At 40.8% G+C, this 25,375-nt stretch carries 31 protein-coding genes; 14 read left to right on the forward strand and 17 right to left on the reverse strand.

Features of this window, described 5'->3' with window-relative positions:
• From IT233_09085 to IT233_09165, 17 genes are all read right to left on the reverse strand, one after another.
• Positions 1-687 carry a hypothetical protein gene (locus IT233_09085; GenBank protein MCC7302783.1) on the reverse strand — a complete coding sequence of 229 codons (687 nt, stop codon included), beginning with the start codon at positions 685-687 and terminating at the stop codon, positions 1-3.
• Position 688: 1 nt separating this feature from the next.
• Entirely contained in the window at positions 689-871 is a 183-nt protein-coding gene (locus IT233_09090) for a hypothetical protein (protein MCC7302784.1), read from the reverse strand.
• Positions 871-1,176, reverse strand: a complete 306-nt coding sequence (locus IT233_09095; GenBank protein ID MCC7302785.1) for a hypothetical protein — start codon at positions 1,174-1,176, stop codon at positions 871-873. Before IT233_09095 ends, IT233_09090 begins: the two co-directional genes overlap by 1 nt.
• 3 nt (positions 1,177-1,179) lie before the next feature.
• On the reverse strand, positions 1,180-1,980 hold the full coding sequence (locus tag IT233_09100) for a hypothetical protein (GenBank protein ID MCC7302786.1): 801 nt from the start codon (positions 1,978-1,980) through the stop codon (positions 1,180-1,182).
• Positions 1,964-2,305 carry a hypothetical protein gene (locus IT233_09105; GenBank protein MCC7302787.1) on the reverse strand — a complete coding sequence of 114 codons (342 nt, stop codon included), beginning with the start codon at positions 2,303-2,305 and terminating at the stop codon, positions 1,964-1,966. Before IT233_09105 ends, IT233_09100 begins: the two co-directional genes overlap by 17 nt.
• Positions 2,302-2,814 carry a hypothetical protein gene (locus IT233_09110; protein MCC7302788.1) on the reverse strand — a complete coding sequence of 171 codons (513 nt, stop codon included), beginning with the start codon at positions 2,812-2,814 and terminating at the stop codon, positions 2,302-2,304. Before IT233_09110 ends, IT233_09105 begins: the two co-directional genes overlap by 4 nt.
• A gap of 65 nt (positions 2,815-2,879) precedes the next feature.
• Complete coding sequence (locus IT233_09115; GenBank protein ID MCC7302789.1) at positions 2,880-3,260, reverse strand: hypothetical protein; 381 nt, start codon at positions 3,258-3,260, stop codon at positions 2,880-2,882.
• A gap of 94 nt (positions 3,261-3,354) precedes the next feature.
• A complete protein-coding gene (locus IT233_09120; GenBank protein ID MCC7302790.1) occupies positions 3,355-4,083 on the reverse strand; it encodes a hypothetical protein in 729 nt (242 codons plus the stop codon).
• A gap of 41 nt (positions 4,084-4,124) precedes the next feature.
• Positions 4,125-4,754 carry a hypothetical protein gene (locus IT233_09125; protein ID MCC7302791.1) on the reverse strand — a complete coding sequence of 210 codons (630 nt, stop codon included), beginning with the start codon at positions 4,752-4,754 and terminating at the stop codon, positions 4,125-4,127.
• 36 nt (positions 4,755-4,790) lie between these two features.
• A complete protein-coding gene (locus IT233_09130) occupies positions 4,791-6,290 on the reverse strand; it encodes a hypothetical protein (protein MCC7302792.1) in 1,500 nt (499 codons plus the stop codon).
• The gene (locus tag IT233_09135) at positions 6,291-6,770 is read right to left on the reverse strand and encodes a hypothetical protein (GenBank protein MCC7302793.1); all 480 of its coding nucleotides are present in this window, start codon (positions 6,768-6,770) and stop codon (positions 6,291-6,293) included.
• On the reverse strand, positions 6,767-6,967 hold the full coding sequence (locus tag IT233_09140) for a hypothetical protein (protein MCC7302794.1): 201 nt from the start codon (positions 6,965-6,967) through the stop codon (positions 6,767-6,769). Before IT233_09140 ends, IT233_09135 begins: the two co-directional genes overlap by 4 nt.
• Positions 6,968-7,097: 130 nt before the next feature.
• Entirely contained in the window at positions 7,098-7,322 is a 225-nt protein-coding gene (locus IT233_09145; GenBank protein MCC7302795.1) for a helix-turn-helix domain-containing protein, read from the reverse strand.
• A 10-nt stretch (positions 7,323-7,332) separates the two neighbouring features.
• Positions 7,333-7,773 carry a hypothetical protein gene (locus IT233_09150; GenBank protein MCC7302796.1) on the reverse strand — a complete coding sequence of 147 codons (441 nt, stop codon included), beginning with the start codon at positions 7,771-7,773 and terminating at the stop codon, positions 7,333-7,335.
• Between the two features lie 357 nt (positions 7,774-8,130).
• Complete coding sequence (locus IT233_09155) at positions 8,131-8,529, reverse strand: hypothetical protein (GenBank protein ID MCC7302797.1); 399 nt, start codon at positions 8,527-8,529, stop codon at positions 8,131-8,133.
• A 3-nt stretch (positions 8,530-8,532) separates the two neighbouring features.
• Entirely contained in the window at positions 8,533-8,787 is a 255-nt protein-coding gene (locus tag IT233_09160; GenBank protein MCC7302798.1) for a hypothetical protein, read from the reverse strand.
• 32 nt (positions 8,788-8,819) lie between these two features.
• Entirely contained in the window at positions 8,820-9,905 is a 1,086-nt protein-coding gene (locus IT233_09165; GenBank protein ID MCC7302799.1) for an ImmA/IrrE family metallo-endopeptidase, read from the reverse strand.
• A gap of 166 nt (positions 9,906-10,071) precedes the next feature.
• On the opposite strand from IT233_09165, the gene IT233_09170 reads away from it, so the two are divergent.
• The 14 genes from IT233_09170 to IT233_09235 all read left to right on the forward strand — a co-directional run bounded on the left by IT233_09170 (position 10,072) and on the right by IT233_09235 (position 25,375).
• Positions 10,072-10,365: a helix-turn-helix transcriptional regulator gene (locus IT233_09170; GenBank protein MCC7302800.1), complete on the forward strand. Its 294-nt coding sequence runs from the start codon at positions 10,072-10,074 to the stop codon at positions 10,363-10,365.
• A 3-nt stretch (positions 10,366-10,368) separates the two neighbouring features.
• Positions 10,369-11,400 carry a hypothetical protein gene (locus IT233_09175; GenBank protein ID MCC7302801.1) on the forward strand — a complete coding sequence of 344 codons (1,032 nt, stop codon included), beginning with the start codon at positions 10,369-10,371 and terminating at the stop codon, positions 11,398-11,400.
• Entirely contained in the window at positions 11,400-12,344 is a 945-nt protein-coding gene (locus tag IT233_09180; GenBank protein ID MCC7302802.1) for a nucleotide-binding protein, read from the forward strand. The genes IT233_09175 and IT233_09180 overlap by 1 nt, the downstream gene beginning before the upstream one ends.
• Before the next feature lie 6 nt (positions 12,345-12,350).
• Complete coding sequence (locus IT233_09185; GenBank protein ID MCC7302803.1) at positions 12,351-12,887, forward strand: DUF2188 domain-containing protein; 537 nt, start codon at positions 12,351-12,353, stop codon at positions 12,885-12,887.
• Positions 12,887-13,669, forward strand: a complete 783-nt coding sequence (locus IT233_09190; GenBank protein ID MCC7302804.1) for a hypothetical protein — start codon at positions 12,887-12,889, stop codon at positions 13,667-13,669. The genes IT233_09185 and IT233_09190 overlap by 1 nt, the downstream gene beginning before the upstream one ends.
• Before the next feature lie 611 nt (positions 13,670-14,280).
• The gene (locus tag IT233_09195) at positions 14,281-18,636 is read left to right on the forward strand and encodes a CusA/CzcA family heavy metal efflux RND transporter (GenBank protein MCC7302805.1); all 4,356 of its coding nucleotides are present in this window, start codon (positions 14,281-14,283) and stop codon (positions 18,634-18,636) included.
• Between the two features lie 11 nt (positions 18,637-18,647).
• Positions 18,648-19,925, forward strand: a complete 1,278-nt coding sequence (locus tag IT233_09200; protein ID MCC7302806.1) for an efflux RND transporter periplasmic adaptor subunit — start codon at positions 18,648-18,650, stop codon at positions 19,923-19,925.
• Between the two features lie 39 nt (positions 19,926-19,964).
• Positions 19,965-20,330, forward strand: a complete 366-nt coding sequence (locus IT233_09205) for a hypothetical protein (protein ID MCC7302807.1) — start codon at positions 19,965-19,967, stop codon at positions 20,328-20,330.
• 56 nt (positions 20,331-20,386) lie between these two features.
• Positions 20,387-20,767, forward strand: coding sequence for a hypothetical protein (locus IT233_09210; GenBank protein ID MCC7302808.1), 381 nt, complete (start codon positions 20,387-20,389; stop codon positions 20,765-20,767).
• Between the two features lie 27 nt (positions 20,768-20,794).
• The gene (locus IT233_09215) at positions 20,795-22,249 is read left to right on the forward strand and encodes a hypothetical protein (GenBank protein MCC7302809.1); all 1,455 of its coding nucleotides are present in this window, start codon (positions 20,795-20,797) and stop codon (positions 22,247-22,249) included.
• 38 nt (positions 22,250-22,287) lie between these two features.
• Positions 22,288-22,455 (forward strand): hypothetical protein, encoded by a 168-nt coding sequence (locus IT233_09220; GenBank protein ID MCC7302810.1) that lies wholly within the window; start codon positions 22,288-22,290, stop codon positions 22,453-22,455.
• A gap of 86 nt (positions 22,456-22,541) precedes the next feature.
• The gene (locus tag IT233_09225) at positions 22,542-22,976 is read left to right on the forward strand and encodes a hypothetical protein (protein ID MCC7302811.1); all 435 of its coding nucleotides are present in this window, start codon (positions 22,542-22,544) and stop codon (positions 22,974-22,976) included.
• Position 22,977: 1 nt separating this feature from the next.
• Positions 22,978-24,978, forward strand: a complete 2,001-nt coding sequence (cadA, locus tag IT233_09230; GenBank protein ID MCC7302812.1) for a cadmium-translocating P-type ATPase — start codon at positions 22,978-22,980, stop codon at positions 24,976-24,978.
• Between the two features lie 22 nt (positions 24,979-25,000).
• Positions 25,001-25,375: a hypothetical protein gene (locus IT233_09235; protein MCC7302813.1), complete on the forward strand. Its 375-nt coding sequence runs from the start codon at positions 25,001-25,003 to the stop codon at positions 25,373-25,375.

Below are 25,375 nucleotides of genomic sequence, written 5' to 3' on the forward strand. Positions count from 1 at the left end.
TTACTTCTGAGGTTTCGATGTTATTATTTTCATGTAATCTTTCCAGTCGTCCATTTCATCCTTCAGGTCGTCAAGCATATTGCCGTTGTATTCCTTGTAATATGCTTTTGCTGTTTCAACAAATGCAGCTTGTGTTGGCATTTCGGTAAACACCGCTTTAACTGCATCTTCATCTGTACCGGGGAATGGCCCGTAGGTTTTGTCAAACGCTGCCTTCATTCGCTTCGCCCATTCGGTATAGTTTTTAGAAGTGAGTTGCTGAGGCTCTCCTTTCTTTCCAATCCTGTCAGGCTTCGCGTTGATGATAGAAAGCATCTCGTTGTACTCGGTGCTTTGCAGTTCATCGCTCAAATCCTTGTACATACTGCTGTTGTAAAGTTTCTGATAGGAACTTGCCACTTTAGTTAGAACCTGTTTGCTTGGAATTTCTCTCAGCACCGTCCTTAGTTTCTCGGTATCTGTTCCAAACCATCCGTCATTTTCAAATGCCATTTTTATCTGCTTGGCATAGGTGGCAGGAGAATCTTCGGTCAGCGTTTTTCTCTCCTCACGATTAGAAACAAGACTGCGGACAATTTTCCTTCCCAAAAAGAAAGTACCTACTGTTACGACAAGCGTACCGCCTGCATAAAGGAGCTTTTCCTTCAGCGTAAATTCTTCCTCTTTCTTTTTTACAGGCGTGTTCATCTTAAACTCCGAGATAGGTTTTTGCCAACGATGTTTTAATCGGGTCGTTCTTCACCACATGAGCGATTTTTTCAAGCTCCTTAGCCGTCAGGTAGGTGGCGAGGATTGAAAGTGCTTTGAGCTTTGTTTCTGCCTCTGCCTGCGTATTGGCAGGAACAGAGAACTCTGAGTTGAATTTTTTCATTAGTGTAGTTCTGTTTCAGGTTGAACATTGATTCCAAGGGTCTGTGCGATTCGGTCAAGTGCGGTTTCGTCCATTACGCACCGCTCGATAATCTGAATCACTTTTTCAAACTGCTTTATGCCGCTCAGAAATTTTTCTTTGTCGCTGGGCTTGGGCGGTTCAGGTTGTTTGATTTTGTCTTTCGCGTTGAGGCGGGAGAGCATTTCCAAGAGACCGATATTCTCTTTGCAGATGTGGTCCATCAGCATATCGGCAATTTCTTTGCTTGGAGCTTCTACTGTGATTGTGTAATTGAATTTTTGCATGGTTTATTTTTTTTGTGGGTTTATATTCAAGAGTTCGGTTACGGGTTTGATGTTGGTCTTGTCTTTCATAAACTCGTCAATGACCAAAAGCACCATATCAAACTCGTCCCGGTTAAATGTTTCCCTCAGCTTCCTTCCAAATTCCATGAAGGCTTTATCGGCTTCGGGGAGAGCTTCTTCTTCAGAAGATTTCATTTTGAAACTTGCTTCCTCTTTTGGTTTTTCATTTCCCGAAAGGGTTTTTTCTTCAGGCTTCTTTCCTAAGAGGTGTGGCAGAGCCAGGTCTTTGATGACGGAGGCAATTTCTCCCATGCCGTTTGCATCGGTGAGCTTTTTTTTCGTCTCGTCAATTACATCCTGAAGTTGCCCGATGTATTCCTCTGCTTCACGGAGCTTATCTTTGGTACTGCCGAGGTCTTTTTTTACCTGCTCGCAATCCCAACGCTCGCGTTCAAGCGATACTTTCTCGTTGATTCGCGCTTCGATTTCTCCAAGCCCGAATCCCCTGAGTGATTCATCCCGTGAGCTTTTTTCTTCCTCCCCGAAAGTAAAATGATGCCTGCTGACGATGTGCGATGAAGTTTGCGAAGAAGTGAAAAGATTGACAGTTACTTTTTGCGTGTCTGCAAAAATGAATTCCTCGTATTTGCTGAACTCCTCCGGGTTGTCTGTCTTTTCTACAACCTTCACTCCGTCCACCCATATTTCATAAAAGCGCGGACTGCCTCTCCTTTGTTCGTTTTCAAGAACACGCTTGATGGTTTCAAGCCTTGACGGTTCGTATGTATTAGTTATCTCTTTCATTTTTCTTAAATTGATGTTTAGGTATGACCTGAATGAATCGGATATGCCTTAATGCCGCAGTTTTGTTCTTCACCTTCAACTGCCCCTGATGTTCGTATAACATTTCGTTGGTATTGTTCAGGCTCAGGTCGAAAATCCCGAACTCCGATTTTACGCTCACATCCTGTGCTTCTTCCACGAGAATGTAGAATTGATTAAAGGCAGGTATTTCAAGTTCCTCTGATGGCTGAAGAACCAAGTGCCGGAAGCGCAGATAATACTCGTTTCCGAAACCAAGCTCATTCATCCTGCGCGGTATGTATTCAAGTGCAAGATTGATTGTCATTTTTTGTCCTCTTTTTTGAATTTGTACCACACATAGAGGAACACATCGTAAGTGATGTTCTGCCCGATCATCTCACCGAGCCTGTCCTTGTAAAGCCCTGCGATAACGGTTGTGTTTCCGTCAACCAATACATTTTCCAGTTCTCTTTTATATCCGTGCGTCCAAACATTTTCCGTAATGAATGTTACAGAGGGAGCTTTGTCGAGGTTTTCTTTTACTGACTGGTCAAATACATCCGTAGCGTAAAACACATTGCAGTCATCGCTGCTCTGAAGTTTCAATTCTCCTGCAAGAACATTACGCGGAATATCAATCGGAGCAGGAACTCCAAAGAAGGCTAAGGGTTGAATATTTCCCATGTCGCCTCCCTCTCCGTTGAACGCAACGACATTCCCGAATGGAATATCATTTGGCACAGCGATATTCGGCACAGGTTGAGCCACAAAATTTCTCAGGCGCATAGTTGTTTCAATTCCCATGATGCTTACAGCATCGAAAGGAACTTTCACCTGAAAGAATTTTATTTCTCCCTGTTTAGTGATTCTTATTTTTATCGCTATGATTCTACGCTTAATCATATTGAATCGTCTTTATCGCATTTGAGGATTATGGAAACTGTGTAGGGTGCGAACAATGCACCGAAAGCATCAGCATCTTTGAAATCCACTTTCACGATTTTGTTTCCTGTGTCAATATTCAAATCATAGTAGCGTTGGTTCACCGGGACATTGATTCCCGACATGAGTAATTCGCTCAGATAATCTTCAGGAAACAATTCGTCCTTGTTGATTTCAAGGCGTTGCGACCCGCGGAAAAACAGCAGGTCGCGCCTGTCGGAAGTAAGCATCAGCCCTTTTACCTTCATATAATTCTTGTCCAGTTCAAAGGACTGCGAGAAGGTTTTGTTTGCCTGCGTTACTCTCAGGTCAAATCGTTTATATACTGTTTTAATCATTGTTTCTTGTCTTTTGATTGTTTGTAACCGGGAGGCAGAGGCAGCCGCATTTTACATTTGCGGTACTGCCAACTGCTTCGTTCCGATTCACCCTTTAGGGTGTGGTGATGGTTCCATGCAGGCCCACCCAAACATTTGTGTTTGGTGCAATGCCTGCCATTGTGCCAAGCTCAAGCGTCAGCTCAATCAGGATGTCATCGTGAATGAGGCGCGGGTTAGCGAGCTTGTAGTAACCCACAGGAACCTGGGAGTAGGTGCGTGTTTTGAAAACATTGCTGCTCGTCTCAGGAACAATCTGCTTTTTGTTTGCCTTCAGGTTGAACTCTCCGTTTGCAATCGCAGGGAAGTCCTCAATGAAGCCGAATGGGGTGGATATGATTGAATCCTTTGTAGGTTCAACCGACACACCGCCAAGCAGGATAATTCCGCTCACAAGCAATGCCTGATTCTTCGGCAGCTTCGCATTTGAAATGTTGCGAAGTCCGATTTCCTTGTCGTCCTGCGTTTCAAAGAGCTTGATTGTTTTGCTCGTTACAGGTTTCACCGAGTATATCACGGTGTCGGCAAGGCGCAGTTCTCCTTTTGCCAATGCAGTTTTGATGTGCGGTGGCAGTTCGGAAAAATGCTTCTCCATTTCTGCACGGCTCCCTTTGCTCGTAACAGGGTTTGTTGCGAGCTTGTTCATGGTTCGCATTCTTTTGATGGGATTCATTTTGCGGAGAGCGCCCATCACTTCGCCCACGAGGTCATCGTTTTCTCCGTCCAGTCCAAGCAACGCTCCTGCGTTGTTGTACTCTTCTGTTGCATTTAATTCTCCAAACATGATTTTGTGGTTTTTAATTGTTGATGATTATTGATTTTCGGTTAGTAGTTCATTTCGTTGGGGTCCAGTTCGCCCATTTCCTGAGCGGGAAGTGTTCCCATGTTGGTTTGCTTGAAGGCATTTCCGCTTTCAATCACCTGCTTTTCGAGTTTGTCTAGCGCGGTGAGGTCAAGTTCTTTTCCTTCGCCCAATTCCTTGTTTTCGGGATAAGTGAAATACTGCACTTCACCAACACCGTTTGTTTGCTCCTCTTTCTTGTCGTCTTTTTTCTTCAGCACTTTGTCAAGGAAAAGTTTTTGGGAAAAAGTGTCTTTGAAAGTCATCACGCGGTCTTTCGCTCCTTCAATCACACCTTCCAGTCCGTCTTTCGGAGTACCCTTCATTTGGGTATTGCTTTGCTGATAGCCGTTAGCTGCCATCATGCCCACTCCGAATACGGAAGCAAGACGGCTTTTGTAATAGTGTCCCAAGCCGGTAACGGCTGCTCCGATGATCAGCGATGCTCGCCCGATTGCGGAACCGGCAACACCTCCCGCTACAACGCCTACTACTACATCCTTCAGCGTTTCGATAGTGGAATTCTTCATGTCGCCTTTTGTCTCCAAATCTTTGGTGATTTCACCAAGCAGAGACTTTTTTTGCGCGGCTCTTTCGTAAGAATTTTTGCTCATTTGATTTTTGTTTTTTAATTGTTTGTAATTGTTTTTCTACATCAATGCCACAGGGTCTTTTTTGTCGTGGCTCGTTTTACTTTTCGTTCCCGACATGGACTTCTGCTTACTCTCCTTGCTGCTTGTAACAGCGTTGTATCCGAGATAGAGAAGTCCAAGCCCCGTTGCACCGATGAGTGTCGGTTTAAGCCAGTTTTTGTTCTTATCCCAAAAGCCTTGCTTGTCAGGTGGAGTATCTCCACCGCTTCCGCCCGAATCGGAAGCCGTTTTGTTACTGCTTCCCGATGAATTCACATCCGATGCGGTAGCATCCAACTTCAGGATTTCGTTTTTGTTCTGCTCAATTTCATTCTGAACATTTTTCGGGTCGGTTTCATTTCCGCTTGTCTCAAACTCTTTTGATTCTCCTGTGTTTTTTTTGGGGAAGATGTTCCCGATACTTTTCAAAAGCCCTGCGATAGCTGCTAATGCGCCTGTGGCTGCCGTAATGGATGCGGCTGTTACAGGTTCTCCAAGTTCTCCGAGAGTTTCAGCATTTTCAGATTGGAACATTTCATGTCCAAGAAGCTCAGGAAGTGGCGTGGCTTCATTCATTACTCCATGTCCGCTCACCTCGTGATTTTTGTTTCCCTTCCCGGTGAGGATTGCTTTTTTCAGGTTCTCAGGTTTACCACCTGCTCCGTAAAAGATTTGTTCGAGCTTGTCTTTTACTTTGCGAAGGTGTTGGAGCCTTGCCATATCAACTCCCTTTTGCTTCGCTTGCTCATCGGTCATGTAGGCATACTTGATTCGCTGACCGATTTTCATAATGTTGAGCTTCATGGCAGCTAAAAGCCCATTGCGAAGAAGAAGTGTTGCAGGATTGGCGCGGTTGGTAATGTGAAGTCCTTTCTTCAAAAGCTCTTTCACTTTTCCTTTGCCTTTTTCCTTTTGCTTCTTTTTGCCGAGACCATCTTCGGAATCATATCCGTTGAAGTCATCATCTGTTCCGCTCAGGTATTGTAAATCCATTTTTGTGTCTTTTATTTCTGTGTATGGTTCTTCGTAGTTGAAATAGTCCACCACGCAATCAATCGTGATGTACTTGCCATTCGGTTTGTGAACTATCGGGTAGATGTGCTGGAAGTAATCCTTCCTGTACTTGGCTATCCGAAGTGAGTGCGGTATTTTCAGGTTCGTCAGTATGCTGCTGATGAATACTGAGTAACAGTCGCAGTCCACTCCCTTTTGGCGGTCATGCCATGTTCGGGCAGGTGAGCGTATCTGTTCTTTGCCTTCTTCGTCTTTGCTGTATCGGATATGGTTGTAAACAAAATCCCAAATGTTCTTACAGGTTTCACTCAGGTTTTTTCCCCGAAGCATTTCTGCAACTTGTTCCGTTTGAGAAAGGGTATCATTAACCACTTTCGGAATAAATCGAACAGTATCGCCAACAGTAGCTCCCTTCTTCACCGTTTCATCTTTTAGATTCGCTGAAGGGAACATGGAATTGTATTGCGTTCCCGTGTTTATTCTCCTATATGTTAATGCTTCCATTTATTTTTTCAGGGTTACTTCTTCTATTTTCTCGTAAGGGAGTTTTTTCCAGCCCAGGTCAATCGTTGAAATAGTCTTCGTGTTGAGCTTGATGGATTCTCCTGCCAAAAGAGATTTTATCATTCCTGCGCTCACCGAAAAAATGTTTCTCGGTGGAATCGTTATCATAATTTTCTCCGCTACTGCTTCTCCGTATGCAGGAATTGTTATGTCCTTGTCCACTACCTGAGAACTTCCCACCGTTGCATCTTTGTAGATGAGCTTGATGTAAGGGAATTTGATTTTGAACTTTGTTGCGGTGGGATTTTTTAACTGAACATCCACACGCAAAACCAAACCGCTCAAATCAAGTTTGAAAATGTTAGCGGTAACAACCGATTCCAACTCTACGCTCGTCCGTTTCAACCGAAAGAGATAAGTTGCTCCGGCAATTATTCCGCCTCCTATGGCAGAACCTACTATGATTTTTTTAAGGTTCATTCTCCTTTTTTGTTTTTGATTCTTTCGCTCAGGTAATCACTTGATATTTTGAACACGAGCCATATCGCTCCACCGATGGTGGCTTTCAGCGCGTATTCTGCAAGTCCCGAAGCATCAAGGTTTGCAAACAGGATTGCTCCTGTCAGAAAGAAGTTTCCGCTTCCGTCTGATGTTGTTGTATGATGTCTTGGCTCCATTTTTCAGATTTATTTTTTTGATTTCGAGGACAAAGATTAGGCGGTGTTTTAACTTGCTTTCCGTTTTCGCAGCGACTTTTGACAAGTCGTTGCAACTAAGTGCGACTCGTTGCAACTTTGTCAGTCCTCGCTAATCCATTTCAACCTCGATTTCGCCCGGAACCCCGAACTTTTCAAAAATGAATTGGACTTGTTTAATGTTCAGCACTAAACCTTTTCCGATGTTGATTTCCTTCCTGTAATCCCTTATCCATTCTCTCCATGTTCTTGCAGAGATTCCGTATAGTTCCCTGATTTCTTTTATCGTGTAAGATTTTAGCGGAACTGTTTTTACTTTCAATTTTTTTCCTTTCATCTTGTTTGATTTAAGCGGTGAAGTGGAAATGATTTAATACCGGGTTGAGATGGAATTCTCCGCAGTTCGCGCAGTAGTGAATTCCCTTGCGCTTGGCAAGGTTTTCCAAATACCATCTTTTCGTTCCTGCAAATCCTTTAGCATTGTCCTTGTTCAGCCAAATGCAGGGATGTGGAATGTAGCGGTGCGAGAATCGGCTCACATAATTTTTAGCAAGCAGGATTCTTTCACAGTATGCCGTGAAATGCTTGTGGGCTGTTTCCGAGAATTGCTCGGCAGGAATATCCTCGTAGTATTCCCGTATGAACAGCTTTGATAGTTCAACTTCTGATTTGCTGAAGGGATAGCCATTCCACAGAATATTGTGAGCGAATTCCCATGTTGCGTTGGTAAGCAGTCGAATTGCTGCCGGGTGAACGCGCACCTTTGATTTGTTTCTGAAAGTTTTCATATTACTTTGTGTTTTATTGTTGCTTATCCGTGATGTGTGATTGATTTCACGGAACAAAGGTGAGGTAGTGGAATAACTCACTTTCCGTTTTCGGAACAGTTTGGCGCAACTCGGAAGAAAATGGAATGAAATGGATGAATTCGGAATACTTGGGAAGATTTGGGCAGAGTTGGGAAGGTTTCGGCAGATTTCGTTACAGTTCGTTGCAAGTCATTACAACTCGGCACAACCCTACACGGCATTGCACAGCATTACACGACATTACACAGCGTTACAGGAAGCGGTAAGAGCTTCGGGAAGGGCAAAAAAAAGCCCCCTGTAATCAGGAGGCTCGACAAAAACGAAGAAATTTTTAGATTAAGAGAACTTGCTTATCTCCCAAACAAAGTAACGGCAACTATTTTTCAAATATTGGTCATTCATTTGCATATAATCTGTTTCAATCATTTCGGCAATATGCTTCCAAAATAAATTGAACATAGTTTTTTCCTCACCACTCATATCCTCATTGTATTTCAGTAGCTTTTTTATGAACGATTCTTCCCGACTGCATAATCTATCATAGCGAGTGTTGTCCGTAAACTCGAAATACGCATGAAATGTTTTCTGAAAAGATGGTCCTGCCTTCAATAATCGTTCTTTCATCAGGTTTAATTTTTCCAAAGGCATTGAGATTTGCGTATCGGTAAACAAAAACTGCTCAACAATCTGTTTGAAGTCATCAGGAGTAAAATCCTCTCGTATTATTTTCGCCATAGTTTATTTTTTTGTTTTGTTATTACTTTTTTTCTGAGATTCTTCGTGTGGCGGTTCGCCTATTGTTCCGGGTAAGCCGAGTTTTGCAAATATTACTTTTACCTGATTCACATTATAGTATCGCCCGCATATATCCCCGACATCGGCTTTGAATTTATCTATCCAGTTGTTGAGGCATTTTACACTAATTCCGTAAATCTGTGCTAGCTCTCTTTTCGAGTAGGGCTTCAGCTCTAACTTGTTGTTTGAAATATCCATGATAAAAAGGTATTATATATTGAACTCATAATTTACTCGGAGTATTTAGTCATAAATTCTTCCACCTCGAGATGCAGGGCTGCTGCAAGCTCTTTGGAAGTGAACTTATGGGCGTTTTTATATTTCAAAATCAGGTCGCGCAGCAATAGGGGTTTCTCCTTTTGGAAATCTAACTCAATCGGTTCGCGTCTGCGTATTTTCATTTGATTGAATTGAGAAAGCAGATACTTCTTTTGGTTATCTGTAAGGAATCCCAGATCTGCGGCTCGATATAAAAGCGAAATCATGGAAACTTTCCATTTGCGTTTTAATTCCCCAAGTAAGGAAACTGAAACCCCCTTCTCAAAATCCTTTTTTAATTCATTTTCAGGCATCAATAAACCCGCTGCAAATAAATTTGCTTCGTGTGATATATCTCTGTCGTGCGAGGGAAGTGTATGCGAGTGCATCACTAAATGACCAAGCTCGTATGCCAGGCTGAACCTCTGCCTGTCGGCAAGGTGTGTTTTATTTATCACAATAATCGGGTGCTTGTCTTTGGTAAGGATAGTTCTGCTGTCCACTCGTTCCGTTCCGAAATCAACCGCAATAACAATAATGCCGTTGGCTTCTAAAAGTTCGGTAAGATTCTCAACGGGTCCTTTTGGCATCTTCCATGACTTTCGTAATTGCTTTGCTACCTGTTCCTCTGAACCAATCTTTTTTAAGTCTAAATCAGGAATGTTCAGCGCAGGAAGTTTTAGTTTCTGCGAAATGGTTTCAATGTTCAGGCGGTATATGTTCAGACTTGCCTCTAAAGGCATAAGAACTTTTGCCGATACATGGTCGCGCTTGCGGTAATTCAAGCTCATGGGCAGGTATGCCTCCCCCTCCTGATAAAAGAACTCAATAGGGTATTTGAGCAATTTGCTCATGCGCTCAAGGGTGGGCTCAGGCAGGGACTTATTATCCATCTCAATTTTGCAGATGAAAGCAGGAGAAGTGCTGAGTTTCTCAGCCAGTTCCTTCTGCGATACACCTCTGGATTCCCGTGCGAGAACCACCATTTTGGGGTTGATTTGTACTTCAGTTGCAACCATAATTTGTATTAAAATGCGTTTCGGGGCAAAGGAAAACATATTTTCCGAATTGACCAAGTAATTGACCTATTTATTTCAAAATTATTGAAATTTGTGTTGATTTTGAGGTTTTTAGAAATGTTGAAAAGTCAAAAGCAGAAATTAATGAAATTTGATTCCGATTCTATACTTTTGACACGATTCGTCAAGATAATAATATTCAAACATGAAAAATCTCGGAGAGATTATTAGAGAGCTGCGCGAAGCTCAGGATATTCCATTAAGGATTGTATCGGCATTTCTTGATGTTGACCCTGCTATACTCAGCAAGATTGAGCGTGGGCAACGAAAGCCAACCAAAGAACAGGTGATAAAACTTGCCGATTACTTCAAGGTTAACAGAGAGGATTTGATTGTGGCTTGGCTCTCGGATAAAATAGTATATGAGGTGGAAGATGAAGAGCAGGCAATAAAGGCACTTCATGTTGCTGAACAAAAAATTAAATACTCAAAAAAATAAACCATGAATAAGAACTACACACAGCGATTAGACAAGCTGAGAAAAAGAAGACTTGATGAGAGTATTCAGAAAGCGATTCTTTCAAAATCATTTTCCGATATAAACATTAGTGAGAGTGTAAAGTACGCTTTGGAAGCAATGAGTGAAATTGACCCTAACTATACAAAGAATACCTATCTCGCCTCTGAAAATATAAGAACAAATCTCACCACAGGTCTTATTAAGAAAGGGCTATCTGTTGAATACAGACATCAAGGTTCAATCGAAACTAATACTCATATCAAAATTCATAGCGATATTGATATTCTTGTATTCACCGATAAATATTTTTCAGTTGAGCCGCCAGTAACAGTTTCTTCGGTGTATCAAGGAAGCCCGTTAGATGATTTAAGAGAACTACGACAAGAGTGTTTTAATGTTTTGAATGGAATCTATTCGCAGGTTGACAATTCCAATTCAAAAGCAATAACGGTTTATCCTACGAATCCGAAACGCAAGGTTGAAGTTGTTCCAAGTAATTGGGTAGATACATCAGATTACCGAAATTACAGTTTGGAAATTTACAGAGGAGTTCATATCTACGACAAAGACAGCCATACCAGAGAAAAAGACTTCCCTTTCCTTCATATTAATCGTGTTAATACTAAGGATAGCAATGTTAATGGCGGACTTAGAAGGCTCTCACGGTTATTAAAAACACTCAAAGTTGATGCCGATTATGAAATTAAGTTATCAAGTTTTGAAATAGTAAGTTCGGTGTACGGCATGGATAACAGCGTTCTTACAAAGCATAACAATCAGCAGTTGCTTTTACTCAACGAAGGAAGTAAGCATCTTGAGAAACTTATTTCCGATAGTAATTACAGGGAGAACTTAGTGTCGCCCAACGGAAAGGAAAAAGTTTATGGAACCAATTCATCCAAAGTAGTTGAATTGAAAAAATTAAAACTGGAGTTAGATGAATTGATTCAGGATGTTACGGAAGAATTAGGAAGAAAGCTCAAGCGTATTGATGAAACACTAATTTATTCTTAATGAAAATACGAATTTTCATAGGTAGTTCCAGCGAAGGAATTAAAATAGCAAGGCAAACTAAAACCTTTCTCGAAAAGACTTTGAATGCAGAGTGTATTGTTTGGGAAAATATTGGTGTGTTTGAGTACAATAAAAGCACTTTTGAAGCATTGCTGAAAGGAAGATTACTTTATGACTTTGCTATTCTTGTGGCCACAAAGGATGATATTGTTTGGTGGCGAAGGATGGTTGATAGTGTTCCAAGAGATAATGTAATTTTTGAGTTCGGTTTGTATTTAGGTGCATTAGGAGATACGAGGACACTCTTATTGCAGGAAGGCGGAGTTAAGTTACCTACTGACCTGAATGGAATTACCCTGCCAAGATTTTCGGTAAAGAAAAATAATCTCGAATCAAAACTGAGCGAAGTTGCAGGTTATATTTCTAAAAGCATTAAGCATAACGAATTTCATCTGCTTCCGTCTACCGCTTTAGCAGTAGGTTACTTTAATAGCTTTTTGAAAAGTGCGACTGCAATACTGATGGAAACAAAGGATTGCGTGAAGATCAAGGATGCAAATTATTCATGCAAACGAATCAAAGTTATAATTCCGGAAACTTTAAGTGATGATATTGCAGAGAAGGCAAAGTTGTTTTTTGATACTCACGCGATAGAAATTTCCGAAATACAGAATGGTAAACGACCATTCAAAGTTCAATTTGCATACGATAGTTCCGATAAGAATAATATTGTTATCGTTGATATGCCATTTACATTAAACACAATTCGCCCATGCTGTACTCTTCTGCTCAAGAAATCAAATATAGGAGTTGGAAACAGTCAGCAGCTTGTTGAACAAAGAGAAATATTAAATTTCAAGTCAACTTTAGAAAATTTGATTGAACAAAATGACTATTGCAAAAAAGTAGTTTCAATAATGTTTGAAAGCAAGTACACAAAATAATTTATTATGCCAAATACGATAAGAGTGTATCCCGATGGAGATGTTTGGGTTGTCAAAAAAGATGGCAACTCAAAAGCCTCAGCAATAAGAGATACGCAGAGAGAAGCGTACTTGGCTGCAAGGGAAATTGCACTTAATCAGGGATTATCAATTACAGTTCATGGCCCGAACGGACAGATACAAAAAGTAGTCAATCCTCAAGACCGAGCATCTAATGATGGTTGCTTCATTACAACTGCCTGCGTAAAAGCAAAAGGGCTTCCTGATAATTGCTATGAATTGGAAACGCTCAGAAAATTCCGAGAGGAATATGTTCGCCTTCTTCCTGAAGGGTCATTGCTGTTGAAGCAGTATAAGACCATTGCGCCTCAAATTGTAAAATTGCTTAAAAAGCAAAAAGATAAAAAAATGGTTTATGATTCTCTCTATGTGAAAATATCCCTTGCCTGTATTTTTATTGAACGGAATGAAAACGAGAAGGCATTTGAAATTTATTGCTCCACAGTAAGAGAGTTATCCTCTCATTTTGATTTATCTGAATAATGGCTTCCCGCTCATCTTATAGCGCGGTAAGCGCAAATACCCTATTTCACTTCACGAGCGGACTTGATGTTATTCGTGGTGTTCTCAGAACGGGATTTTACCCTTCCTATCATCGTGAAGTATTAAAGGACATTCTTCGCAGTAAAAGCGAATATGGAGTTTCCTATGTTCCTATGGTTTGCTTTTGCGACATTCCCTTGACAAGAATTAAAAAGCATATTCAGGACTATGGTAGTTATGGAATTGGGCTTTCAAAGAAGTGGGGGCTAAAGCAGAAAATTTGTCCGATAATTTATGTGGATAAAAATTCAAGCACGGTTTCTCACATCAAAAAACTGACCGAGAACCTTACAGTATTAGACGAAACATATAAAGCAGGATTAAAGCAAGCAGAAACAATAGATGATGATATTTTGGATTTTGAAAATGTTATGGGCGAACTGATGCACATTTATAAATATCTTAAACCATATAAAAGAGCAGATACCGTGTTTTATGATGAACGCGAATGGAGATATGTTCCTTATGGAAGCCAATACCCTGTGCTTTGGAGAGGAAAATTTAAACGGAGATTCAAGTTGAATAAACTTTTAAGAAAGGAAGCTCCTTTAACTTTTACGCCTGATGAGATAAATTATATCATAGTGAAAAATAATAAGGAAATTCCTAAAATGGTGGATATGATAAACAGGCTACCGGATAGACCTTATACCAAGAACATGAAGAAAATATTGGCTACGAAAATTATTACCACCGAGCAGCTTGACAAGGATTTTGGATAGACTACTGGGAATTTTGGTCCCAAATGTGCCATTTTGGACATACATTAAAAATGCCTATCTTTGCCATGTGAGATTTATCAGCTTCATTTTAGCCGCATATTTTTTATGGCTATCGGTCAAAACCTGTAGCGATTCCCCTGTTGCCGTTGATACCTGTAAAACTGTTGCCTGTTTGCATATAGAAGCAGGTACTCAGGATAGTCATGAATCAGACGGTTGCTCACCGCTTTGTATGTGCCAGTGTTGCGGTGGCATAACATTAATTTATGACCATTCTCCGAGTTTTGTAGTTGAATTGGTTTCTTCCACCGCAAGTATTTACCTCGATAATTCTACTTCCGAGCTTTCCTACTCCATCTGGCAGCCGCCTAAAGTTTAATCTTTTTCCTTTTTATCAATTTTCTGAAAGGGCGTATTATGTCCTTTCGGATAATGGTGTTTTACATTTAATAGGAATTGGATTTAAACAATATTGAAATCAAAAAGAAACGGAAACCGCTTACTCTTGGAAAGATAATTAGAGTTATATCAATTATCCTCATCAGCCTGATATTGCTATTTGGCGTTACAGAAAGGGTTTACCATTATTATCATCACCTAATAAGATAATTATGCTCGATAAAATCATATCATTCAGTATAAAAAACAAGTTCATTATCGGATTGATGACACTTGCCCTAATAGTATGGGGAGTTTGGAGCGCTAATAAACTGCCCATTGATGCAGGTCCCGACATCACAAACAATCAAGTGCAAATTATCACCCTTTGCCCAACGCTTGCAGGGCAGGAAGTGGAACAGCTTGTAACCTATCCGATTGAACAAAGTATCGCTAACCTGCCCGATCTTGAGGAACTGCGGAGCATATCCCGCTTCGGACTTTCGGTAATTACCGTTGTATTCAAGGACAAAGTGGATATTTATTTTGCCCGTCAGCTCGTCAATGAAAAATTGAAAGAAGCTGAAGAAAAAATCCCAAAAGGAATCGGCACTCCTGAATTAGCTCCTGTCAGTACGGGGTTGGGTGAAATCTACCAGTACATTATCCACCCTAAGAAGGGCAGCGAGAAAAAATACACCGCAATGGATTTGCGTACTATGCAGGATTGGATTGTGGCACGGCAGCTCTACGGCACTCCCGGAATTGCAGAGGTAAATAGTTTCGGAGGGCAGCTCAAGCAATATGAAGTAGCTGCAAATCCTGACCGATTACTTGCCATGAATGTTACCATACCGGAAATTTTTACCGCTCTCGAAAAGAACAACGAAAATACGGGAGGAGCATACATTGATAAAAAACCGAATGCTTACTTTATTCGTGGCGTAGGACTCATCGGTTCGTTTGACGATATTAAAAATATTGTTGTGAAGCTGAACCCAAACGGGATTCCTATTCTTATAAAGGATGTAGCTGAGGTTCGCTTGGGGAATGCAGTTCGCTATGGTGCGCTCACTTATAACGGGGAAGTGGATGCAGTTGGCGGAGTGGTAATGATGCTGAAGGGAGCAAACAGCGCAGAAGTTGTTGGTCTGGTCAAGGAGAAAATGAAAACCATTCAGAAGTCCTTGCCGGATGATGTAATCATTGAACCTTATCTCGATAGAACAGACCTTGTGAACAGGGCGATTAATACTGTCGAAACAAATCTTATTGAGGGGGCATTAATTGTGATTTTGGTTCTTGTTCTCTTTCTCGGAAATCTCCGTGCCGGATTGATTGTTGCATCTGCCATTCCTCTCTCCATGCTATTCGCATTAGGTATGATGAATGTATTTGGTGTAAGTGCAAACCTGATGAGCCTGGGTGCGATTGATTTCGGCTTGATTGTGGACGGAGCAGTAATCATCGTAGAGGCGACCTTATATTTTTTGGAGCGAAGAAAAAGCACCGACAGGCTTTCTCAATTAGAAATGGATGATGCGGTTGAAACAAGCGCAAAACGAATGATGAGCAGTGCTGCCTTCGGACAAATTATAATTATGATTGTGTACTTGCCTATTCTCAGTTTAATAGGCATTGAAGGGAAAATGTTCCGCCCGATGGCACAAACAGTTGCATTTGCAATCATTGGCGCAATGCTTCTATCCCTCACTTATATTCCCATGATGAGCGCATTATTCCTGCCGAAAAAAATGACGCATAAAAAAACAATTAGTGACAGAATGATGGATTTTTTCCAGCGAATTTATTCCCCGCTTTTGGATAAAGCAATTCGGTTCAAAAAGACAGTTGTAACTGTAACAGTTGTTATCTTTTTCATAGCTGCATTTATTTTTTCCAAAATGGGAGGAGAATTTATTCCCACGCTGCAAGAGGGAGATTTTGCTTTCCATTGCATTCTTCCTCAAGGCACATCCTTATCTCAAAGCATAGAGACATCAATGCAGGCATCACGGCTAATAAAGGAATTCGATGAAGTGAAAATGGTGGTAGGTAAAACAGGAAGTGCCGAAGTGCCGACTGACCCAATGCCTCCTGAAGCATCCGACATGATGATAATTCTAAAACCACAAAGCGAGTGGAAGCGCGACATTTCTTATGATGAACTCGCTGATGAAATAAATGAGAAATTAGAAACCATCCCCGGAGTTTTCTTCGAGAAAAGTCAGCCCATCCAAATGCGTTTTAATGAGTTGATGACAGGTATTCGTCAGGATGTGGCAATAAAAATCTTTGGCGAGAATATGGACACCCTTTTAAATTATGCTAACAAGGTAAATGTGGTTGTGCAGGGTGTAGAAGGCGCAACAGAGCCTATGGTAGAAAGAGTTTCCGGGCTGCCGCAAATAGTAATTAAATACAATCGCGCTCAGATTGCCAATTACGGGCTGAACATTGAAGACATCAACCACATCGTAAGTACGGGTTTTGCAGGAGGAGAGGCAGGTGTTGTTTACGAAAACGAAAGAAAATTCGATTTGGTTGTTCGACTGGACAGCACGCATCGGAATAAAATCGAGGATGTGAGCCATTTTTATATTCCTACTTCTGACGGAATGCAAATCCCGCTTTCACAGGTTGCCGATATAAAAATGGAATTGGGTCCCGCTCAGATCAGCCGTGAAGATGGTAAGCGAAGGATTGTTATCGGGTTTAATGTGAAAGGTCGCGATGTTGAGAGCGTAGTTACCGACATTCAAAAGCTACTGGCTGAAAAGGTAGAGCTTCCCGAAGGATATTATTACACCTATGGTGGAACTTTTGAAAACCTGCAAGCTGCATCGCAGCGCCTAATGATTGCCGTGCCGGTAGCACTTGCACTAATTTTCATGCTCCTGTATTTCACTTTTACTTCGGTCAAGCAAGCCACTCTTATTTACACAGCAATACCCATGAGTGCGATTGGGGGCGTGTTTGCCTTGCTCATACGCGATATGCCCTTCAGCATTTCAGCAGGCATTGGTTTTATTGCTCTGTTTGGAGTAGCGGTCTTGAACGGAATAGTATTGGTTAGCACTTTTAATCAGTTGGAAAAGGACGGTGTGAGCGATATAATTGAAAGGGTATTGCAAGGAACAAAAATGAGATTACGCCCAGTGTTGATGACGGCAACCGTTGCTTCGCTTGGTTTTTTCCCAATGGCATTTTCGCATGGAGCAGGTGCGGAAGTACAAAAACCGTTAGCGACAGTGGTTATTGGTGGTTTGGCTACAGCGACATTCCTCACGCTGTTTGTACTACCCCTATTATATATCCTCTTTACAACAAAATCAAAACGGAAAATGAAAATAAACACAGGCGCGGCAATAATACTATTGCTTCTTTCTTTTGGCAGTGCGAATGCACAGTCGCCAAAGCAATTATCAGTGACCGATGCAGTTGATTTGGCTTTGAAAAATAACCTGCAAATCCAGTCGGAGCAATTGAATGTGCAGTCGTCAACAGCTCTGAAGAAATCAACCTTTGAATTGCCAAAAACGGAATTCAATTACCAGTACGGGCAGTACAACAGCATCAGCATGGATAACGGCTTCCAGTTAACACAGGGAATTCCTTTTCCTACTTACTATTCGGCAAAGTCGAATTTATATACGGCTGAAATTAAGGGAAGCGAATTGCAGCAGCAACTAACTACTGCCGAAGTAAAAGCGAAGGTACAGTTGTATTGTTATCAGATTTTGTATCTGCAAAATGTAAAAAAGCAGTTACAAAACTTGGATAGCCTGTATAATAATTTTGTTAATGCAGCATCGTTGCGGTACAAAACAGGGGAAACCAACCTCCTTGAAAAGACAACTGCGGAAACAAAGCGCGGGCAACTTTCGCTGTTACTGAAGCAATACGAAAGCGAATATGTTTCTGTATATGCTGCTTTGAAAGCCTTAGTTAATTCAAAGGAGGATTTTGTAATCACTGGAGGGGAAAAACTTGAGCCATTAACATTAAGTCAAGCATTTGACACGACCCTTTTGGTAAACAATCCCTCGCTAAAACTTCTTTATCAACAGGCAATCATAGCGGAGCAAAATAAGAAACTGGAACTTGCCTCCACGCTGCCTGATTTTAAGGTGGGTTATTTTAATCAATCCATTATCGGCTTTCAGAATGTGAATGGAAGCGATGTTTACTTTGATGCTAGCAAGCGATTTACAGGGTTCAATGTTGGTGTGAGCATACCGCTTACCTTCTTCAGTAATTCTGCGAAAATTAAATCCCTTTCGCTTCAGCAGCAGTCGCTCCAGTTGAATGCCGACAATGCCAAACTACTCTTACAATCACAGCTTCAGTCTGCTTTTCAGCAGTACAATCAGAATCTTGCCCAATACAATTACTATAAAACCACCGCACTTTCTAATGCTGAAACCATCGTTAAAACGGCAGAAATTGGTTTTAAGAGTGGTAGCATTAATTACATCGAATACCTCACGGCTTTGCAGACGGCAACTGATGTACAGTTGGGTTACTTGCAAAGTATCAATCAGCTCAATCAATCGGTTATCAACATCAACTTCTTAACGAACAAATAAAAAATAATTCTATGAAAAAGTATATCATCTTATCGCTCGCATCATTAGCCCTGCTCTTTTCATCCTGTGGAAATTCCTCCAGTTCTGAGCATGAATCTGAAGGAGAACATCACGAGGAACATGAAAACAGCAATGTAGCCACATTAACTCCGGCACAAATGAAATCCATAGGCATGGAGCTGGGTGTAATTGAAAAGAAGCAGCTCACCGCCTCGCTGAAAGCAAACGGAATTTTGAAAGTGCCTAATCAGAATAAGGCAAATGCAACTGCCTTGCTTGGAGGAGTTATAAAATCCATATTAGTGCAAACGGGAAATACCATTTCTAAAGGACAGGTGATTGCAACAATCGCAAACACTTCATTTATCTCGATGCAGGAGGAGTTTTTAACCATTTCAGCAAAAACAGTTTTAGCCGAAACAGAATTCACAAGGCAAAAAGAGTTACAGCAAGGCAACGCAACCGCCCTCAAAACCCTTCAGACTGCCGAAGCCGAATTAAAAGCATTGAAGGCACAAAAGTCTAGCTTGCAAAAGCAGTTGGAACTTGTTGGAATCAATACGGAAAATCTTAGCGCTGAAAATATGCAATCCGTAATAAACATAACAAGCCCCATCAGCGGCTCTGTAAGCAATGTCATAGTGAATATCGGAAGTTTTGTAGATGCCAACACTCCTATTGCGGAAATAGTGGATAATACACAGTTGCACCTTGACCTGTATGTGTACGAAAAGGATTTGAGCAAACTTTCCGCAGGACAAACCATTCATTTTACTCTAACTAACAACCCCGGCAAGGAATACGATGCCAAGATATACGCTATCAGCAACACTTTTGAGCAAAATACAAAAGCCATTGCAGTACACGCTACCGTTGAAGGAGACAAGTCCGGTTTGATTGACGGAATGAGCATTACTGCATTAGTCAGTCTCGAAAACGCGACTGTTGATGCAGTTCCGACAGATGCTATCGTGAATTTTCAGGGGCAGGATTATATTTTTGTTGTTACGGATAAGCATACAGAGGAAGAACACCACAAAGAAGGAGATGGGGAAAATCATGATGAGCATGGTCATAAACACGATTCGGATGAAAAAAAGGACAGCACACAAGTTGATGAAGGAGAAATATCTTTTGAGCGCATTCCTGTAAAGAAAGGGACAACGGATGTTGGGTATTCTGAAATCACCTTGCTCAAAGAAATTCCTGCAAACAGCAAAGTGGTTGTAAATGGGGCGTTTTTCATCTTAGCCAAAATGAATAATAAAGGTGAAGGTCATGCACATTAAAAATCAATAGCAATATATATAACTTTAAAACAAATATAAATGAAAAAGCTGCTTCCAATTTTATTATTGCTTAATTCCTTTTCGAGTTTTGGGCAAACTGAAACAAAAATTTCTAAGGATTCATTACCCTTACAGGTGCAAGAACAATTTTCAAAAAAGTATAAGGGCTATTCCATCTTAAAGGTGATTAAAGCCATAGATAAAATCGGGATAGTAACCTATAAGTTGGAAGCACGAAAGGAAAAAAGCGCAAATGGTGCAACAACTGTGACCATTTATTATTTGACTTACGATATGCAAGGAAAACTGGTATCAAAAATAAAGGACAAGGAAATTTACTATACCGATTCACCGCCAAAGAAGCAACCTACACAGCATCAAAGTGGAGACGGGCACAAGCATTAATAAATAAAAAATTGACCTTTAAAGCAACAAAATAATAACTATCAAAACTAAAAACCATGAAAACAGCAATTAAAATTCTATCAGCGATTCTTGTACTCATAATTATTTCATCTTGCAAAAAGAACGGAATAGGCGGTGATGCTACCGTAGCTGCTATTACCAAACATCACGACAGACTTATTCCTTTCTCAACGATTTATATTAAATACGGTGCAAAGGAGTTTCCGGGAGAAGATATAAGCAAGTATGATGCGAATCAGCAAACGGACGCAGAAGGACACACTCATTTTAAAGAATTGCGTCCGGGCAATTATTATTTCTATGGAGTAGGTTATGACAGCGTTGCACAGGCAATTGTAAAAGGTGGAGTACATCTTAAAATAAAATGGAGTGAGCGCAAAAAAGAAATAGAGCAGGATGTCGCTATTACAGAGTAAACTTATTATTTCTTAATACGAAATTAAATGAGAGCAAAATATTTCTATTTCTCAATCATGCTTCTTTGCTTTGCGATTATTATCGTGAATTCCTGTACAAAAGACAGGGGCGAACTCGATTTCTCCTCAAAAGGTTTTCCTCAAGAAGTTGGAGAAATCATTGTGAAAAAATGTGCCACTTCAGGATGTCATGATGATATAAGTAAAGAAGCAACGGGCGGATTATCATTGGAGACATGGGATAAGATGTTTAAGGGTAGCAGAGCGGGTGCGGTTGTTATTCCGTACCGCCCCGATTTCAGCACATTGATTTACTATACAAATTCCTTCAATGAATTTGGCACGATACAACTCACGCCCAAAATGCCCGTAGGCAACTCAGCTCTAACCTATGATGAAATGAAAATATTATACGATTGGGTTATTGCAGGTGCTCCCAATGCAGATGGTTTTGTAAAATTTTCAGACAATCCTAACCGAAAAAAATTCTATGCGGGCAATCAGGGCTGTGATGAGGTTACTGTGTTTGATGCACAGAGTATGCTTGCTATGCGCTATGCAAAAGTTGGTGCAACAGGCAATACAGAAGCTCCTCACATGGTCAAAGTTGCCCCAAACAACCAGTTTTGGTGCGCCTCTTACTTGGGAGGATCTTATTTTCAGAAGTTCAGCGTAAGTGATAATTCTTTGCTCGGTCAGGTAAACATTACCGCTGGTTCATGGAATACATTTGCAATTTCATCTAATTCACAAACTGCTTATGTGGTAGATTGGAGCGGAGGCAGGTTTGCAATAGTAAATTTAAGCGCTATGACTGCACAACTTATTACGGGATTTGTTTTCCCTCATGGCTCTGCATTAAATGCGTCAAGCGATACACTGTACCTTACCGCGCAAACAGGAAATTTTGTTTACAAAATACCTGTAAATGATATTGGAAATTATGAAGAGAAAAGCATGGATGGCAATCCTCCAATGGTGGGCAATTCACTTAATATTCACGAAATTCTCTTCAGCCCTGATAATTCAAAGTATTTTATTACTTGTCAAATGACAAACGAAATTCGAGTTATTAAAAAATCAAATGACAATGTGTTGTCGGTTATTCCTGTCGGTGTATATCCACAAGAAATGGGCGTTTCAACAATTTATCCATATTTATTTGTCAGTTGCACAGAAGATAATCTGACTTTCCCCGGAAAAACAGGTTCAGTCTATGTGATAAATTACAACACTAATTCAGTGGTTGCCACCATTTATGCAGGGCATCAGTCGCATGGTGTGGCAGTAGATGATGTAAATAAAAGAGTCTATATAACCAACAGAAATGTTACAAATGGCGGACCCGCACCGCATCACTCCTCAGTTTGTGGCGGACGTAACGGATATGTAACCGCAATTGATATGAATACTTTACAGCTTATTCAGGGGTATAAAGCAGAAGTCTCCGTTGACCCCTACGGAGCTGGAATAACACATTAAAAATAATTATCAATCATAAACCACTAAAACAATTCAAAATGAAAAAGCTCACATTAATTCTTATGCTCATTGGAGCAGTTGCATTCGGAACCTCCGGATGCGGAAACAACAACACAGAATCAGAAACAAAACATAAAGAGGGTGATGGTCACAATCATGAAAAGGATGATACCACTCACAAAGAAGGAGACGGGCACAAGCATTAAAAATATGGGCGGAGACCTGATTTCTTTTTCCCGATAAAAAGGGATTTTCATAGTCAGGTTCTCTTGCCCGCCAAATTACATTTAACATGAGTAAATCTTCAAGTATATTAAACGCAAGAATGGATGTGCTTGAAAAGCAATTATTTCCAATCCTTGCAGAGGCAAGAAAACTATATGAACAAATTAAACTTATTGATATAAAGAAGCTCAATGCGCCAAATGTTAAGATTGCAACTATTCAGGATGAAATTTCCGCATTGGAGTTAAAGATGAAGCAAATTAAGGAGAAGGCTGACCCTATTGAATGGGAAGTCAATGATATTAAACAAAGAGCCATGAATATTGAAAGTAGAATAAAAACATTGTTGTTCCGAATAGCACGGGCTAGAAAGCATACGCATACTATTTTGTTAAAGGTTATGGGAATGGAAAAAAGAATGAAATCGGTGCGCCAAAAACTCTCTACCGCTGCACCCGGAAGCTCGCTTATCCAACATTATAAATTTTCGGTATCAAGATAACATGATTAATACAGACCCCAATCATAAACATACCTACAATGCTCAAGGCAAAATGATTTGTTGCACACTGGAAGAGAAAATAAATGCAAAAACCGAACATACCCACGAGGGGCATGATCACGGAACGGCAAAATCTATGGTTTGGAAGGAATATCTTCCTGCGGTTGTAAGTTTTATTTTGCTGACTGCTGGAATTATACTTGATAATTTCATTAAACCATACTTCTTTCAAAATAAAATCCCCCTGATTTGGTATTTGATCGCCTACATCCCTGTTGGGTTTCCTGTAATGAGAGATGCTGTAAAAGCCATTGCCAAAGGGGAATTTTTCACGGAATTTCTTCTGATGAGTATTGCAACAATCGGGGCATTTTTTATCGGGGAATATCCTGAAGGCGTTGCGGTAATGCTTTTCTATGCTGTTGGTGAATTAGTGCAATCAGCAGCGGTAAACCGAGCCAAGCGCAGCATAAAAGCATTGCTCGACATACGCCCGGATAAAGCGACTGTTTTGCGAAACGACACATTAACCGAGGTCAGTCCCGAAACGGTAAAGGTGGGGGAAATCATACAGATAAAAGCAGGTGAAAAAGCAGCATTAGATGGTATAATGCAATCGGCAGGAAGTTCCTTTAACACTGCTGCCCTCACAGGGGAAAGCAAGCCGGACACCATCAGGCAGGGAGAAACTGTTCTTGCGGGAATGATTAATCTTGAAAAAGTTGTTGAAATAAAAGTTTCAAAAGTGTTTTCTGAAAGTTCTCTTGCACGAATACTCGAATTGGTGCAAAATGCTGCACAACGCAAAGCCCCCACCGAGCAGTTCATCCGCAAGTTTGCAAAAATATACACTCCCATCGTTGTCTTTCTTGCCATAGGATTAACCTTCTTGCCTTATTTATTTGTTTCGGAATATATATTTAATGACTGGCTTTATCGGGCATTGATATTTCTCGTTATCTCCTGTCCCTGCGCTTTGGTAATTTCCATTCCGCTCGGTTATTTTGGCGGCATAGGAGCTGCTTCCCGAAATGGAATTTTATTTAAAGGAAGCAACTATCTTGACCTCATTACAAAGGTGAATACCCTTGTTGCTGATAAAACAGGAACACTTACCAAAGGCGTATTCAAAGTGCAAAAAGTGGCGGTAGCGAATGATTTTGATGAGAAGAAGTTTGTCTATCTCACGGCTGCTCTTGAATCAAAATCCTCCCATCCTATTGCTAAAGCAATAACAGAATATGCAGGTGAAGACTATAAAAAAATATCTGTTCAGGATATTGAAGAAATTGCTGGGCATGGATTAAAGGGAAAAGCAGACGGCATGGAAATTCTAGCGGGCAATCACAAGCTGCTCGACAAGTTCAACATTCTATATACCCTCAACCCTAAAAATATTGTAGATACGATTGTAATGGTTGCCATTAACGGACAATACAAGGGATTTATCACAGTTGCCGATGAATTAAAGGAGGACGCAAAAAAGGCTATTGATGACCTCCATCATATTGGGGTTAGTAATGTCATTGTACTTTCAGGGGATAAAAATTCCGTAACGCAAAAAATCGCTTCCCAGTTAAACATTGATACCGCTTTTGGCGAATTGTTGCCTGAGCAAAAAGTTGCGAAAGTAGAGGAGCTAAAGCAAGATAAGAGTAGGATTATTGCCTTTGCAGGTGATGGAATTAACGATGCCCCCGTACTTGCTCTGAGTGATGTTGGGATTGCAATGGGGGCATTAGGAAGTGATGCTGCCATTGAAACAGCCGATGTTGTAATACAAACCGATGAGCCGTCAAAGATTGCCACAGCAATTAAAATCGGGAAAGCAACTAACAAAATTGTATGGCAGAACATAGGGCTTGCTTTTGGAGTTAAAGTAATTGTGCTTGCTCTTGGAGCGGGTGGCATAGCAACCATGTGGGAAGCGGTGTTTGCTGATGTGGGAGTGGCTTTGCTGGCGATATTGAATGCAGTGAGAATTCAGAAAATGAAATTCTAATATTAACCATATAAAAAAACAGATGAAAACACTTAAAACACTGTCAGCGATTATGATTGTAATTTTAGCAATTACATCTTGTAAAAAAGAAGGAACAGGAGGCACAGCATCCATCACCGGAATCGCAAAACATCACTCCAAGCCAATACCCAACGCGGTAATCTACATTAAATATGGAGCTAAAGAATCTGCGGGAACAAACCCCGCCAACTACGATGCAAGCGTAACAGCAGATGGAAATGCAAAGTATGAATTTACGGGACTAAACAAAGGGAATTATTATTTGTATGGAATTGGTTACGATAGCTCTATTACAAATACTGTTACGGGTGGTGTTCCCGCTGAAATAAAAAAGAAATCCGAGATAGTTCAGATGGATGTACCCATAACCGAATAA

Source organism: Bacteroidia bacterium (genome assembly GCA_020852255.1).
Lineage (GTDB): Bacteria > Bacteroidota > Bacteroidia > JADZBD01 > JADZBD01 > JADZBD01.